Below are 14,314 nucleotides of genomic sequence, written 5' to 3' on the forward strand. Positions count from 1 at the left end.
TGGCGGCTTTGCGCAGTGTTTCCAGACCTATTGGCTTGATGGTGTAACCGTTGCAGGCAGTTGCGTAGCGCGTCCCAGATAATCATCCCAATCTTTCCACACCGGCTGTAGCCCAGCGGCACCGATTGCCTGTGCCACCTGCTGCGGCGTTCGGCTGTCGTGCGGTTCGAACTGTTCCAGCTCTGGCGGCACATCGTCGGCATAACCACCCGGCTGGGTTTTGGAACCGGCACTGACGCTGTTGATGGCTACCGGGATCATATGGTCGCGGAAGAAGGCCGACTCTCGTGTAGATAATGAAAGCTCCACGTCAGGAGCGAATAACCGGAAAGCACAGATCAACTGTACCAGTTGCGGTTCACTCATGATCGAGGCCGGTTCAATACCACCGGCACAGGGCCGCAGGCGAGGGAACGAGATCGAGTAACGGCTCTGCCAGTAAGTCTGTTGCAGGTAAAACAGATGCTCTGCCAGCAGATAGCAGTCCGTGCGCCAACTGCTGGAAAGCCCGATTAACGCCCCTAGCCCGATCTTGTCGATCCCGGCGCGCCCCAGACGATCCGGTGTACTCAGTCGCCAATGAAAATCCTGTTTCTGGCCACGCAGATGGTGCTGCCGATAAGTCGCGGGATGATAGGTTTCCTGATAGACCAACACACCGTCCAGCCCAAGGGTTTTCAGCTCAGCGTAGTCTTGTTGTGCCAGAGGTTGTACCTCCATCATCAGCGAACTGAAATGGCGGCGAATGGCGGGCAGATGCTGGCGGAAGTAATCCATGCCGACTTTGCGCTGATGTTCTCCGGTCACCAGCAGCAGGTGCTCAAACCCTAGCGCCTTGATGGCCGCGCATTCCCGTTCGATCTCTGCCGCATCCAGCGTTTTGCGCTTGAGGTGGTTACTCATCGAAAAACCGCAGTAGGTACAATCGTTGGCACACAGGTTAGAAAGATATAACGGCACATAAAAACTCACCACGTTACCGAAACGCTGGCGGGTGAGCTGCTGTGCTCGTTGCGCCAGGGGCTCCAGATAGGGGGCAGCAGCAGGGGAGATAAGCGCCATAAAATCCTCCCGCGTCAGCTTGGGGCTATTGAGTGCCTGCTCAACGTCACGCGCCGTTTTGCTGTTAATGCGCAGCGTCAGGTCATCCCAATCCCACCCGAGCAGGCGCTCGCTAAAATCACTGGCCATCAGCGAGTCTCCTCTGAATGGCTGAGAAACGCCGTCAGCGGACTGGATGCGGTGGCGATAGACTGGCGGCGGCCTAGTCCCGAGTTGCGTGCTAACTCTCCGGCCTCCAGTGCCAGGCGGAAAGCCTGGGCCATTTGCACCGGATCCCGCGCCACGGCGATGGCGGTATTGACCAGTACCGCATCGGCTCCCAGTTCTATCGCTTCTAACGCATGGCTTGGGGCACCGATCCCGGCATCAATGACTACCGGCACTTGGGCCTGTTCAATAATGATCTCAAGGAAATCACAGGTCAGTAAGCCACGGTTGGAACCGATCGGCGCGCCGAGTGGCATCACGGCGGCACAACCCGCTTCTTCCAGCCGCTTACACAGTACCGGATCGGCACCGCAGTAAGGCAGCACCACAAAGCCCTGTTTGACCAGGGTTTCCGCCGCCTTGAGCGTTTCGATCGGATCTGGCAGCAGGTACTTCACCTCTGGGTGAATTTCCAGTTTGACCCAGTGAGTCCCCAGAGCTTCACGCGCCAGGCGGGCGGCAAACACCGCCTCATCTGCCGTTTTTGCCCCTGAAGTGTTGGGGAGTAATTTCATGCCCAACCGTTGTAGCGGTGCCAGAATGGCGTCATTCCCGCCGCGCAGGTCGACGCGTTTCATCGCCATAGTGACCAGTTGTGAGCCGGAGGCTTGTAGCGCAGCCAGCATTAACTCGGGCGTGGCGAATTTCCCCGTGCCGGTAAACAGGCGTGAGGTAAAGGTGGTATCGGCGATTTGCAGCATGTCAGCCTCCGGCAATCGCTTGAAACAGCAAGATGTCATCACCGTCCTGCACCTGACGGGTGGCCCAGTCGCTGCGTGGAATGATGACCTGGTTGATCGCCAATGCGCTGCCTGGCTGGTGGCGTTCCAGCCGTTCGAGCAGTGCGCCAATGCTTAACGGCTGCCCCAGCTCCAGCGGTTGATCGTTGAGGGTGATCTTCATGCTGGCTCTCCGCAGAGGGGGCAGGTGCTGGCTTTGCTCAATTGCAGGGTGCTCCAGCTTTGCTGCTTACCGTCGAACAGGCGCAGCTTGCCGCTAAGTGAGGAGGGTAACCCAGCCAGCATTTTTATCGCTTCCAGCGCCTGCAGCGTTCCGATCACACCGACGACCGGGCCGAGCACACCCGCCGTGCGGCAGTTGCGCTGCGGTTCGGTTTGTTCCGGGTAGAGGCAGGCATAGCAGCCGTGGGCATACGGCGGCTCGATAACCAGCAACTGGCCGCTGAACCCTACCGCGCTGCCGCTGATCAACGGCACGCTGGCTTGGATGCAGGCGGCATTCACCGCATGACGGGTGGCCATGTTGTCGCTGCAATCGAGCACCAGATCGGCACGGGCGACCGCATCACTCAGCGTAGCCCCTTGCAGACGTTGCTCCAGCGCGATCGACTCCACCAGAGGGTTCAGTGCTTGCAAGTGGTGCTTTGCCAACTGAGCCTTGTTGGCGGCGATATCACCAGTGCGGTACAGAATTTGCCGTTGCAGATTGGTGAGGTGTAGCTGGTCATCATCGGCCAACAGCAAGATACCAACGCCAGCGGCAGCGAGATATAGCGCCGCCGGAGAGCCTAATCCCCCCAACCCGACGATCAGCACCGTGGCTTGTTTCAGCTTTTCCTGCCCCTCGGGGCCGACATCTTCCAGCAGTAGCTGCCGGCTGTAGCGCAAGAACTCTTGGTCATTGAGCATCGCGCGACTCCTTGCCTTCAATCAGTTGCAGCAGCGTTGCCGTAGCGGCGCGCCAGTCTGGTGCCTGGGTGATGGCGCTGACCACCGCCACGCTGCCAACCCCGCAAGCCAGAACGGCGGGGACGCGCTCGATGCTGATCCCGCCAATGGCTACTGTTGGATACTGCTGTAATCCGGCGACGTGGCGTTGCAACTCGGCCAAACCTTGCGGTTCAGAGGGCATCTCCTTGGTTTGCGTTGGGAAGATATGTCCCAGTGCGATATAGGAAGGTTTGACGGCGATCGCCCGCGCCAGCTCGGCATCGTCATGGGTGGAAACGCCCAGGCGCAATCCTGCACGATGGATAGCTGCCAGATCGGTGGTGTCCAAATCTTCCTGCCCCAGGTGGACGCCGTAGGCATCATGCTTAATCGCCAACCGCCAATAATCATTGATAAACAGCCGGGCCTGATAGCGCTTGCCAAGAGCGATGGCGGCGGCAATGTCCGCCTCCACTTGCTCGTCTGGCAGATCTTTGATGCGTAGTTGGATGGTGGTAACGCCTGCCTCCAGCAGGCGGGCGATCCATTCAACGCTGTCGACAACCGGGTATAAACCCAGCCTGTGCGGTGTTGCAGGGAAGGGAGAGGTGAGGTTAGTCATTATTTATCTCCTCCTGCAAATTGGCCGCGCTGTGGTAGAGCTCGCTGCCGCGTGAGCGGAATTCAGCCGACATTTTCTCCATCCCGGTCAGTTGCACTTCGATCGGCTTGGCGGCTTCCTGTGCGGCAGCATAGTCACGCACTTCCTGGGAGATTTTCATGGAGCAGAACTTCGGCCCACACATGGAGCAGAAGTGGGCGATCTTGCCGGATTCTTGCGGCAGCGTTTCGTCGTGATAGGCGCGGGCGGTTTGTGGATCCAGCGCCAGGTTGAACTGATCTTCCCAACGGAACTCAAAGCGCGCCTTGGACATGGCGTTATCGCGGATCTGTGCGCCCGGATGGCCTTTTGCCAAGTCGGCGGCGTGAGCGGCGATCTTGTAAGTGATCAGCCCCTGTTTCACGTCATCTTTGTTAGGCAGCCCCAGATGTTCCTTCGGCGTCACGTAGCAAAGCATCGCACAGCCGAACCAGCCGATCATTGCCGCGCCGATCCCGGAGGTGAAATGGTCGTAACCCTGTGCGATATCGGTGGTCAATGGCCCCAGCGTGTAGAACGGTGCTTCATGGCAATGTTCCAGCTCCTCGGTCATGTTGCGGCGGATCATCTGCATCGGCACGTGGCCTGGGCCTTCGATCATCACCTGTACGTCATATTCCCAGGCAATCTTGGTCAGTTCACCCAGCGTATGCAGTTCAGCGAATTGTGCTTCGTCATTGGCATCCTGGATCGAGCCTGGACGCAGGCCGTCGCCGAGTGACAGCGAGACATCGTAAGCGGCGCAAATTTCGCAGATCTCGCGGAAGTGCTGATAGAGGAAGTTTTCCTGATGATGCGACAGGCACCACTTCGCCATGATCGAGCCGCCACGGGAGACAATGCCGGTCAGGCGTTTGGCGGTCATCGGCACATAGCGCAGCAACACCCCGGCGTGAATGGTGAAGTAATCGACGCCTTGCTCAGCCTGTTCCAGCAGGGTATCGCGGAACATTTCCCAGGTCAGGTTCTCCGCTACGCCGTTCACTTTTTCCAGCGCCTGATAGATCGGCACCGTACCAATCGGCACCGGGCTGTTACGCAGGATCCATTCACGGGTTTCGTGGATATAACGGCCCGTGGAGAGATCCATCACGGTGTCAGCGCCCCAGCGGGTTGACCACACCAGCTTCTCGACCTCCTCTTCGATCGAAGAGGTGACCGCCGAGTTGCCGATATTGGCATTCACCTTCACCAGGAAATTACGGCCAATAATCATCGGCTCGGATTCCGGGTGGTTGATGTTGGCGGGGATAATGGCGCGGCCAGCGGCCACTTCCTGGCGCACAAATTCCGGCGTGATGTTCTCCGGTAGATTAGCGCCCCAGCTTTGGCCGGGATGCTGGTGGCGCAGCACTTCACCACGAATGCGCTCACGGCCCATATTTTCGCGAATGGCGATAAATTCCATCTCTGGGGTGACAATACCGGCGCGAGCGTAATGCAACTGCGTAACGCATTTACCCGGCAGGGCTTTGCGGGGCAGCGGCAGGTGCTCAAAGCGCAGATGGTCTAACCCAACATCCGCCAGTCGTTGTTGGGTGAAGCCGGAACTGACGCCGCTTAACGTTTCGGTATCGGCACGTTCGGCGATCCAGCCTGCTCGCACCTTGGCCAAGCCACGATGTACGTCGATCACCGCCTGCGGATCGCCATACGGCCCTGCGGTGTCATACACCGGAATGGCTTCGTTCTGTTCATATTGGGGCTGGTCTTTGTTGCCGCCAATCAGCGTCGGGCTAAGCTGGATCTCACGCATCGGTACCTGGATATCGCTGCGCGACCCTGCGAGATAGATCCGCTGTGAGTTAGGGAAGGTAACGCCTTGCAGAGAGTCGATAAAATCTTGCGCTTGGTCACGCTGCTGTTTACGGGCACGAGGTTGGTTCACGGTAGACATAGCAAATTCCTATCAGTGTAGTGATGTGTGGAAAATTGCTTGTCTGGAGCTCGGAGGGAGTAATGATGGTAGCCGGTAAGGCAGGCACAGCCCCTGGCGGGAGCATCTTGCCTATGGCGATAGATTACTCTTGTTCCCTTCGCGGGTATTAACCCGATCAGGTTCCGCGGATCCCGAATTAACGGTCTCAGCCTGGCCAATTTAATGAAAAATCAGCGCTAGGCACTCCGACAAGAGCCCTCAGTATAAGAGGGTAAACAAAAACTACAAGCCATCCCCATTATCTTTCAAGCCGTAGCGTTGTTGGCTACCTAGCTACGGCTTGAAATCTATTGGGGGGATAATTAGGCTGGATGAGACATAGATTCAGTGTTCGTGGGGCCCGGTTGGCCCTGCTGCCAGGTTTCTGCCGCCAGCTGGATCAACTGATCTTCCAAGGCGAAACGTGATGCCAGGGCTTCGCCAATATCTGACAGCGCCTGATTGAGTTCTTCACACACGTCATCGATATCGACTTCTGTGTAGCGGTCGTGGAACGCCATCACGGCTTCGGTATTGGCCTGTAATTTTGGGTAGAACTTGGTGGCTAGCGCCATTTTGGGGCTGGCGGATCCTTCCACTTGTTTGATAATTTTGTCATAAATGTGAAAATGCCCGGCAGAGAGATAATCCACCAGATTCTGGCAAAAGTTCTCCAGCGCTTTTTCATTGAGCGGCGTATGCTTTTCTTTGTTGGGTTTAATGCCGACTAAACTGCAGTAGGCCACCAGTAGCTGTTTGCGTGCCTGCAACCATTGATCGACTAATTCGTTACTGCCACCAACGCGCTGAGTCAGGCTTTCCAATCGGTTGAGCATGGTTGACTCCGTGTGTAAGAGAAAGAAAAAGTGGTAAGTTAATAAAATGTAACAAAGAGCATTCCTAGATTGCCAGTGAAGCAGAGGTTGTGCAACAACATATGGAACTTGCATTAACGGGTAACGAAAATGGCTGGTGGATCGTCAGCCATGAAAGCAAAATTTGGTTACCAAACGGTGAATTGCCGTTTGGTTCTGCCGCATTATTTTCCTTGCAAGGCCGACCGGCTCGGCAAATTGGCGAATGGGAGGGGGCACCGGTCTGGCTGGTGCGCCAGCCGATGCCGAAAGAGATGGGATCGGTGCGGCAACTGCTCAGTCTCGATCGCGGCCTGTTCCAACTGGCCGGGCGCGGCGTACAGCTGGCCGACTTTTATCGCTCGCACCGGTTCTGTGGCTACTGCGGTCATGAGATGCACCTTAGCCGCACCGAAAGCGCTTGTCTGTGCGACAACTGCCGCGAACGTTATTACCCGCAGATTGCCCCTTGCGTCATTGTCGCTATCCGCCGCAATGATGAGATCCTGCTGGCACAGCATGTGCGCCACCGTGGGGGGATCCATACCGTGCTGGCGGGGTTTGTGGAGGTGGGGGAAACCCTGGAGCAGGCCGTAGCGCGCGAGGTGATGGAAGAAAGTAATATCGCCATTACCAACCTGCGTTACGTGACTTCGCAACCCTGGCCGTTCCCTCATTCGCTGATGATGGCGTTTATGGCCGAGTATCAGGGCGGTGAACTGCGCCACGATCCGAAAGAGTTGCTCAATGCGGGCTGGTATCGCTATGACCAACTGCCGCTGCTGCCACCGCCTGGTACCGTGGCGCGCCGCCTGATCGAGGACACCGTGGCGCTGTGTCGGGCAGAATAAGGTACAATGGCGGCAGATAATCAAGGGAGCCCAAGAAATGAATGAGTTGAAGAACGATCGCTATCTGCGTGCGCTGCTGCGCCAGCCGGTGGATCTCACCCCTGTATGGATGATGCGCCAGGCCGGTCGTTATTTGCCAGAGTACAAAGCCACCCGTGCTCAGGCCGGGGATTTCATGTCGCTGTGCAAAAATGCCGAACTGGCCTGTGAGGTGACATTACAGCCCCTGCGCCGTTATGCGCTGGACGCCGCCATCCTGTTCTCCGACATTCTCACCATTCCCGATGCCATGGGGCTTGGGCTCTATTTCGAAACCGGGGAAGGTCCGCGTTTTTCTTCGCCAATCACCTGCCGTGCCGATGTAGACAAGCTGCCTGCATTTGATCCGGAAGACGAGCTGGGCTATGTCATGAACGCGGTGCGTACCATCCGCCGTGAATTGAAGGGTGAAGTGCCACTGATCGGTTTCTCCGGCAGCCCATGGACGTTGGCGACCTATATGGTCGAAGGCGGCAGCAGCAAGGCATTCACCAAGCTGAAGAAAATGATGTACGCCGAGCCGCAGACGCTGCATTTGCTGCTGGATAAGCTGGCAGACAGCGTGATCCTGTATCTCAATGCCCAAATCAAAGCCGGGGCGCAGTCCGTAATGGTATTCGATACCTGGGGCGGCGTGCTGACGGGCCGTGATTATCGCGAATTCTCACTGCACTATATGCATAAAATCGTCGATGGCCTGCTGCGTGAAAATGACGGACGCCGGGTGCCGGTGACGCTGTTCACCAAAGGCGGCGGCCAGTGGCTGGAAGCGATGGCGGCCACCGGTTGCGATGCGTTGGGCCTGGATTGGACCACCGATATTGCCGATGCACGCCGCCGCGTGGGCGATAAAGTCGCGCTGCAAGGGAATATGGATCCTTCCATGCTGTATGCCGCACCGGAACGCATCGCCCAGGAAGTGGAGACCATTCTGGCCGGTTTTGGCCAGGGCGAAGGCCATGTCTTCAACCTTGGTCACGGTATTCATCAAGATGTGCCACCGGAACATGCCGGGGCCTTCGTTGAAGCGGTGCATGCGCTGTCGGCCAAATACCACCGCTAAACCGCAAGGAGACGCTGTGATCGATACTCAGACTCTGCGCGCCGAACAGCTAAGGCGCGCCGGGGAAGTCATTCGTCACGATGATTTTCTGCAAGACCCACCGGCGTTTATCGCCGGTGCGGACGTCGGTTTTGAACAAGAAGGCGCGGTAACACGCGCCGCTATTGCTATCTTGCGCTATCCTTCACTCGAGCTGGTGGAGTATCAGATCGCCCGTATCAGCACCACCATGCCCTATATCCCCGGATTTCTCTCGTTTCGCGAGTACCCTGCGCTGATTGCTGCCTGGGAGCAGCTGCAACAGAAGCCCGACCTGATCTTTGTCGATGGCCATGGCATTTCCCATCCGAGACGTTTGGGGGTCGCCAGCCACTTTGGCCTGCTGGTCAACGTGCCGACCATTGGCGTGGCCAAGAAGCGTTTATGTGGTAAATTTTCCCCGCTGGACGCTACCGTTGGCTCGCTGGCTGCGCTGGAGGACAAGGGCGAACAACTGGGATGGGTATGGCGCAGCAAAGAGCGCTGTAATCCGTTATTTATCGCTATGGGCCATCGAGTGAGCACCGACAGCGCCTTGGCCTGGGTACAACGCTGCATGGCTGGCTACCGCTTGCCGGAGCCCACGCGTTGGGCCGATGCCATTGCCTCACGCCGCCCGGCCTTTGTACGCTGGTTACAGCAGCATCCAGAGGTGTCGTAATGAGCGATTTCGGGTACACTGCGCGGCAGATAATGAGTAAGAGAGTAGACAATGCTACGTAACCCGATTCATTTACGCTTGGAAAAGCTGGAAAGCTGGCAGCATTTGACCTTTATGGCCTGCCTGTGCGAGCGTATGTACCCGAATTACCAGATGTTCTGTCTACAGACGGAATTTGGCGACCCGGCCGTTTATCGCCGTATCCTGGACTTGGTCTGGGAAACGCTGGTGGTGAAAGACGCCAAGGTCAACTTTGACAGCCAGCTGGAAAAGTTGGAAGAAGCGATCCCGTCGGCAGAAGATTACGATCTTTATGGCGTTTACCCAGCGATCGATGCCTGCATCGCATTAGGGGAATTGATCCATTCGCGCCTCAGCGGAGAGACGCTGGAGCACGCCATTGCCATCAGCGAAACCTCAATTCGCACCGTGGCGATGTTGGAAATGACCCAGGCTGGCAAAGAAATGACCGACGAAGAGCTGAAAATTTTGCCTGCCGTTGAGGAAGAATGGGACATTCAATGGGAGATTTTCCGCCTGTTGGCCGCCTGCGAAGAGCGTGATCTGGATCTGATCAAAGGGTTACGATCTGACCTGCGCGAGGCCGCGGTGAGTAACATTGGGATAAATTTAACGCAATAAGGCAAGAAAACGTGATTTAACGTCTGATTTGTCGTGCCTTAAGGCTTCACATCCGCACCCTGTCTGGTCTACATTTGGGGGGCGAAAAAAAAGTGGCTATCGGTGCGTGTATGCAGGAGAGTGCTGTCCATCGGCATATCCGTCGCACTCGATGCTTTGCAAACGATAAACACACTGTAAGGATAACTTATGAACAAGACTCAACTGATTGACGTAATCGCAGAGAAGGCTGACCTTTCCAAGGCTCAAGCTAAGCTGGCTCTGGAATCTACCCTGGCTGCCATTACTGAGTCCCTGAAAGAAGGTGATGCAGTACAATTGGTTGGTTTCGGTACTTTCAAGGTAAACCATCGTAGCGAGCGCACTGGCCGCAACCCACAGACTGGTAAAGAAATCAAAATCGCAGCAGCTAATGTGCCTGCGTTCGTTTCTGGTAAAGCACTGAAAGACGCGGTCAAGTCTTAATCGCGTGTTCCAGAAAGGTTTAAACAGGGGGGCGTTGGCGCCCCTTTTGTTTATTCAACGGGCATTCATGGCGGTTACGGTTGTTGCTGCCTTGAGTGCTTGTAGTTTCCGTTCTGCTCCGCCAACCTTTACCGCCAGCGGCTTTGTGGCCGATCAGGGTGTAATGCGGGTGTGGAGGATGGATGACGGCCAGCAGCGGCCAGTGGCGCTGTTGAGTGTCTACAGCCCTTATCGCGGGCCGGGTACCGTCACAACGCTGTATGAATATCAACGCGGCGTGTTGTACCAAATCAAACGCAACGATGCGGATGGCGATCGCGACTCTATTCAACTACGTTTCACCGCCAACGGTACCGTCAGCTTTATGCAGCGCCAACTGGCCACGCAGCGCCAGAAACTTTCCAACGATGAAGTTGTGCTCTATCAATATCAGGCACGGCGGATACTGGAATTGAGCGATGCGCTTAATGCCGGTCGAGTACGGCTGTTACAAGGGCACTGGCAGCAAGGCGCGGTGAAGCTGTGCAACGGCGAAGTCGTGAAGCCGGGTTTGGACCAACAGGCTGAAGAGTGGATCATGCGGCGTGCGGCCAACAGCAGTCAGCCAGTGAACGTAGCCTGGTTAGATGGGCCGGAAGGTCGTGAGCTGTTATTGGTGGCAAATAATGACTTCTGTAGTTGGGAACCCACCAAAGACACCCTTTAGCGCATAAAAAAGGCCCTGCGAACAGAGCCTGCTTGTATCTTAAAGAGTTGTTATTGCTCGCGTGCGATAGCGCGGTAGCCGATATCCTTGCGGCAGAAACTGTCTTGCCACTGAATACCTTCCGCTAGCTGATAGGCTAACTGCTGAGCCTGAGCCACCGTTGTGCCCAAAGCCGTAACGCATAGCACACGCCCGCCGTTGGTCACGACGTCATTTCCTTGCATACGCGTTCCGGCATGGAACACTTTGCCATTGGCATCTTCTTGCTGAGGCAAGCCGTGGATCACATCCCCTTGGCGATAATCCGCAGGATAGCCGCCAGCCGCCAACACCACGCCGAGAGCAGGGCGTTCATCCCACTCGGAAGTTTTCTTATCCAGCTTGCCTTCGGCCCCTGCCAGGCAGAGTTCAACCAGGTCGGAGCGCAGACGCAGCATGATCGGCTGAGTTTCCGGGTCGCCAAAGCGGCAGTTGAATTCGATCACCTTGGGTTGGCCATCGTCAGCAATCATCAGGCCTGCGTATAGGAAGCCGACATAGGTGTTGCCTTCAGCCGCCATGCCGCGCACGGTTGGCCAGATCACCTGGTCCATTACGCGCTGGTGGATTTCATCCGTCACCACTGGCGCTGGCGAGTAGGCGCCCATGCCGCCGGTATTCGGGCCAGTATCGCCGTCACCGACACGTTTATGATCCTGGCTGGTGGCCATTGGCACCACGTTCTCGCCATCGACCATGACGATAAAGCTGGCTTCTTCGCCTGTCAGGAACTCCTCGATCACGATGCGATGCCCGGCGTCGCCAAACGCATTACCTGCCAGCATATCTTGAATGGCGTCCTCGGCTTCCTGTAACGTCATCGCGACGATCACGCCTTTGCCTGCCGCCAGGCCGTCTGCCTTGATAACAATCGGCGCGCCTTGGCTGCGTACGTAGGCCAAGGCAGGTTCCACTTCGGTAAAGTTCTGGTAGGCAGCGCTTGGGATAGCGTGGCGAGCCAGGAAATCCTTGGTAAAGGCTTTGGAGCCTTCAAGCTGTGCTGCGGCCTGTGACGGGCCAAAGATTTTCAACCCGGCGGCCTTGAAGGCATCTACCACGCCGATCACCAGCGGCGCTTCCGGGCCAACGATGGTCAGATCGATGGCATTATCCTTGGCAAAGGCAACCAGCGCCGGGATATCTGTTGGGGCGATATCGACGTTGGTCAGATTGCTTTCCAATGCGGTACCCGCATTACCCGGGGCCACGTAAACCTTGTCTGCCAATGGCGATTGGGCCGCTTTCCAGGCCAGCGCATGTTCACGCCCGCCGTTGCCAATAATTAAAATATTCATCAGGTGCTCCATAAACGGCGTGCGCATTGAGCGCACGCAGCAAAAAGGATTAATGGCGGAAGTGGCGCATGTCGGTGAAGATCATCGCGATGCCGTGTTCGTTGGCTGCTGCAATCACCTCATCATCACGAATCGACCCACCCGGCTGGATCACGCAGGTAATACCAACCGCTGCAGCCGCATCAATGCCGTCACGGAACGGGAAGAAGGCGTCAGACGCCATGGCGGAGCCTTTGACTTCCAGCCCTTCGTCAGCGGCTTTGATCCCGGCGATCTTGGCGGAGTAAACGCGGCTCATCTGCCCGGCGCCTATGCCGATGGTCATGTTGTCGCGCGCATAGACGATGGCGTTGGATTTGACGAACTTGGCCACTTTCCAGCAGAACAGCGCATCACGCAGCTCCTGAGCGGTTGGCTGGCGTTCGGATACCACGCGCAAATCGGCTTCGGTCACCATACCCAGATCGCGATCCTGTACTAACAGACCCCCGTTGACGCGTTTAAAGTCCAGCCCTGCGACGCGATGTTGCCATTGGCCACACGCCAGCACGCGTACGTTCTGTTTCGCCGCCAGCAGAGTGCGGGCATCTGCACTGATGCTTGGCGCAATGATGACTTCAACAAACTGACGGCTGATGATTGCCTGTGCCGTTTTGGCGTCCAGTTCACGGTTAAAGGCAATAATGCCGCCAAAGGCCGAGGTTGGATCGGTTTGGTAGGCGCGCTCATAGGCGGCAAACAGGTTCTCACCGATAGCAACGCCACAAGGGTTGGCATGCTTGACGATCACGCAGGCCGGCTCGGCAAACTCTTTCACACATTCCAGCGCCGCATCGGTATCGGCGATATTGTTGTAGGAAAGTGCTTTACCCTGTAACTGGTCGGCGGTGGCCACGGAGGCCTCTTGCACATTCTCTTCTATATAGAAGGCGGCCTGCTGGTGGCTGTTTTCACCGTAGCGCATATCCTGCTTCTTGATGTAGTTCAGGTTCAGCGTACGTGGGAAGCGGCCGGAAGGCTGTTCGGTCTCACCGTGATAAGGTGGCACCAGGGTACCAAAGTAGTTGGCGATCATGCTGTCATAGGCGGCGGTATGCTCAAACGCTTTGATCGCCAGGTCGAAACGGGTTGGGTACAACAGTGAACCGTTGTTGTTATCCATCTCGGTGATCACTGCGGCGTAGTCACTGCTCTTGACCACGATGGCCACGTCTTTATGGTTCTTGGCGGCCGAGCGCACCATGGTTGGGCCACCGATATCGATATTCTCTACGGCGTCTTCCAGCGAGCAATCTGGGCGAGCGACGGTTTGCGCGAAGGGATACAGGTTTACCACAACCATATCGATCGGTTGGATCGCATGTTGGTCCATGATGGCATCATCCTGGCCGCGACGGCCCAGAATGCCACCGTGCACTTTCGGGTGCAGGGTTTTGACTCGTCCGTCCATCATCTCCGGGAAGCCGGTGTAGTCGGAAACTTCGGTAACAGGCAGACCGGCATCGGCCAGCAGGCGGGCAGTGCCTCCGGTGGAGAGTAATTCGACGCCTCTCTGGGAGAGGGCTTCGGCGAATTCAACGATTCCGGCTTTGTCGGACACGCTGAGCAGGGCCCGGCGGATTGGACGAGGTTGTTGCATGGTTTTATCCCTTGGCTTTGAGTCGCAATAAAAGAGCGTTACGTGGATCTCCACCTTGTTGCTTCTTATATAGAGGGGATTTCTTCCTATATAAAGAAGGACAGGAACAGATTCAGGTAGCGCCCCGATAAAAACGGGGATTGTTTCGTCGCGGGGAATTGTAGCGAAAACGTTTGCGTGGTGCTCGTAAATTTTCCGACCAAATGCGTTCTGTGGATAAGTTAGTGCATAACCGGGTATAAGGACGGGTTTTGCTGTGGAATGCAGCAAACGGTGTTTTTTGTTGAAAATACCTGTTGCGGCCTGCGTGGAACTCCCTATAATGCGCCTCCATCGACACGGAACATGTGAACAACTTCACAGAGTCTCCGGGGGTCGCAGAGAAAAAACCTGAAATTAAGGTTGACTCTGAAAGAGGAAAGCGTAATATACGCCACCTCGAGTTAGCAAGCGAAAGCGCGTAACTCACTGCTCTTTAACAATTTATCAGACAATCTGTGTGG

15 protein-coding genes and 1 riboswitch are annotated in these 14,314 nt (G+C 56.4%); of the genes, 6 read left to right on the forward strand and 9 right to left on the reverse strand.

The window, feature by feature from the left end; translation table 11 throughout:
• Nucleotides 1-27: 27 nt before the first annotated feature.
• The 7 genes from thiH to rsd form a co-directional block, all read right to left on the reverse strand.
• Nucleotides 28-1,191, reverse strand: a complete 1,164-nt coding sequence (thiH, locus tag ACMV5H_RS23125; RefSeq protein WP_115160438.1) for a 2-iminoacetate synthase ThiH — start codon at nt 1,189-1,191, stop codon at nt 28-30.
• Nucleotides 1,191-1,970: a thiazole synthase gene (locus ACMV5H_RS23130; protein WP_414822568.1), complete on the reverse strand. Its 780-nt coding sequence runs from the start codon at nt 1,968-1,970 to the stop codon at nt 1,191-1,193. The genes thiH and ACMV5H_RS23130 overlap by 1 nt, the downstream gene beginning before the upstream one ends.
• 1 nt (nt 1,971) lies before the next feature.
• Nucleotides 1,972-2,172, reverse strand: coding sequence for a sulfur carrier protein ThiS (gene thiS / locus ACMV5H_RS23135; protein ID WP_094983318.1), 201 nt, complete (start codon nt 2,170-2,172; stop codon nt 1,972-1,974).
• Nucleotides 2,169-2,918, reverse strand: a complete 750-nt coding sequence (locus ACMV5H_RS23140; protein WP_071682781.1) for a HesA/MoeB/ThiF family protein — start codon at nt 2,916-2,918, stop codon at nt 2,169-2,171. The genes thiS and ACMV5H_RS23140 overlap by 4 nt, the downstream gene beginning before the upstream one ends.
• The gene (thiE, locus tag ACMV5H_RS23145; protein WP_059199054.1) at nt 2,908-3,561 is read right to left on the reverse strand and encodes a thiamine phosphate synthase; all 654 of its coding nucleotides are present in this window, start codon (nt 3,559-3,561) and stop codon (nt 2,908-2,910) included. The genes ACMV5H_RS23140 and thiE overlap by 11 nt, the downstream gene beginning before the upstream one ends.
• A complete protein-coding gene (gene thiC, locus ACMV5H_RS23150; protein WP_414822569.1) occupies nt 3,554-5,497 on the reverse strand; it encodes a phosphomethylpyrimidine synthase ThiC in 1,944 nt (647 codons plus the stop codon). Before thiC ends, thiE begins: the two co-directional genes overlap by 8 nt.
• Nucleotides 5,498-5,614: 117 nt before the next feature.
• Nucleotides 5,615-5,737: riboswitch (TPP riboswitch) on the reverse strand.
• 104 nt (nt 5,738-5,841) lie between these two features.
• The gene (gene rsd, locus ACMV5H_RS23155) at nt 5,842-6,354 is read right to left on the reverse strand and encodes a sigma D regulator (RefSeq protein ID WP_414822570.1); all 513 of its coding nucleotides are present in this window, start codon (nt 6,352-6,354) and stop codon (nt 5,842-5,844) included.
• A gap of 101 nt (nt 6,355-6,455) precedes the next feature.
• Here rsd and nudC point away from each other — a divergent pair, with 101 nt between their 5' ends.
• The 6 genes from nudC to ACMV5H_RS23185 all read left to right on the forward strand — a co-directional run bounded on the left by nudC (nt 6,456) and on the right by ACMV5H_RS23185 (nt 10,838).
• A complete protein-coding gene (nudC, locus tag ACMV5H_RS23160) occupies nt 6,456-7,223 on the forward strand; it encodes an NAD(+) diphosphatase (RefSeq protein WP_059201909.1) in 768 nt (255 codons plus the stop codon).
• A 37-nt stretch (nt 7,224-7,260) separates the two neighbouring features.
• Entirely contained in the window at nt 7,261-8,325 is a 1,065-nt protein-coding gene (gene hemE, locus ACMV5H_RS23165) for a uroporphyrinogen decarboxylase (RefSeq protein ID WP_115160442.1), read from the forward strand.
• A gap of 16 nt (nt 8,326-8,341) precedes the next feature.
• The gene (nfi, locus tag ACMV5H_RS23170; protein ID WP_414822571.1) at nt 8,342-9,025 is read left to right on the forward strand and encodes a deoxyribonuclease V; all 684 of its coding nucleotides are present in this window, start codon (nt 8,342-8,344) and stop codon (nt 9,023-9,025) included.
• Nucleotides 9,026-9,076: 51 nt separating this feature from the next.
• Nucleotides 9,077-9,667 (forward strand): YjaG family protein, encoded by a 591-nt coding sequence (locus ACMV5H_RS23175; RefSeq protein WP_021808056.1) that lies wholly within the window; start codon nt 9,077-9,079, stop codon nt 9,665-9,667.
• Nucleotides 9,668-9,856: 189 nt separating this feature from the next.
• On the forward strand, nt 9,857-10,132 hold the full coding sequence (gene hupA / locus ACMV5H_RS23180; RefSeq protein WP_021182173.1) for a nucleoid-associated protein HU-alpha: 276 nt from the start codon (nt 9,857-9,859) through the stop codon (nt 10,130-10,132).
• Nucleotides 10,133-10,199: 67 nt separating this feature from the next.
• A complete protein-coding gene (locus ACMV5H_RS23185) occupies nt 10,200-10,838 on the forward strand; it encodes a DUF1481 domain-containing protein (RefSeq protein ID WP_261282603.1) in 639 nt (212 codons plus the stop codon).
• Nucleotides 10,839-10,888: 50 nt separating this feature from the next.
• Here the strand turns inward: ACMV5H_RS23185 and purD are convergent, their stop codons facing one another.
• A complete protein-coding gene (gene purD / locus ACMV5H_RS23190; protein ID WP_414822572.1) occupies nt 10,889-12,172 on the reverse strand; it encodes a phosphoribosylamine--glycine ligase in 1,284 nt (427 codons plus the stop codon).
• 49 nt (nt 12,173-12,221) lie between these two features.
• Entirely contained in the window at nt 12,222-13,811 is a 1,590-nt protein-coding gene (gene purH / locus ACMV5H_RS23195) for a bifunctional phosphoribosylaminoimidazolecarboxamide formyltransferase/IMP cyclohydrolase (RefSeq protein ID WP_115160444.1), read from the reverse strand.
• Nucleotides 13,812-14,314 lie beyond the last annotated feature (503 nt).

This window comes from Serratia sp. N21D137 (assembly GCF_047530005.1).
Lineage (GTDB): Bacteria > Pseudomonadota > Gammaproteobacteria > Enterobacterales > Enterobacteriaceae > Chania > Chania fonticola_B.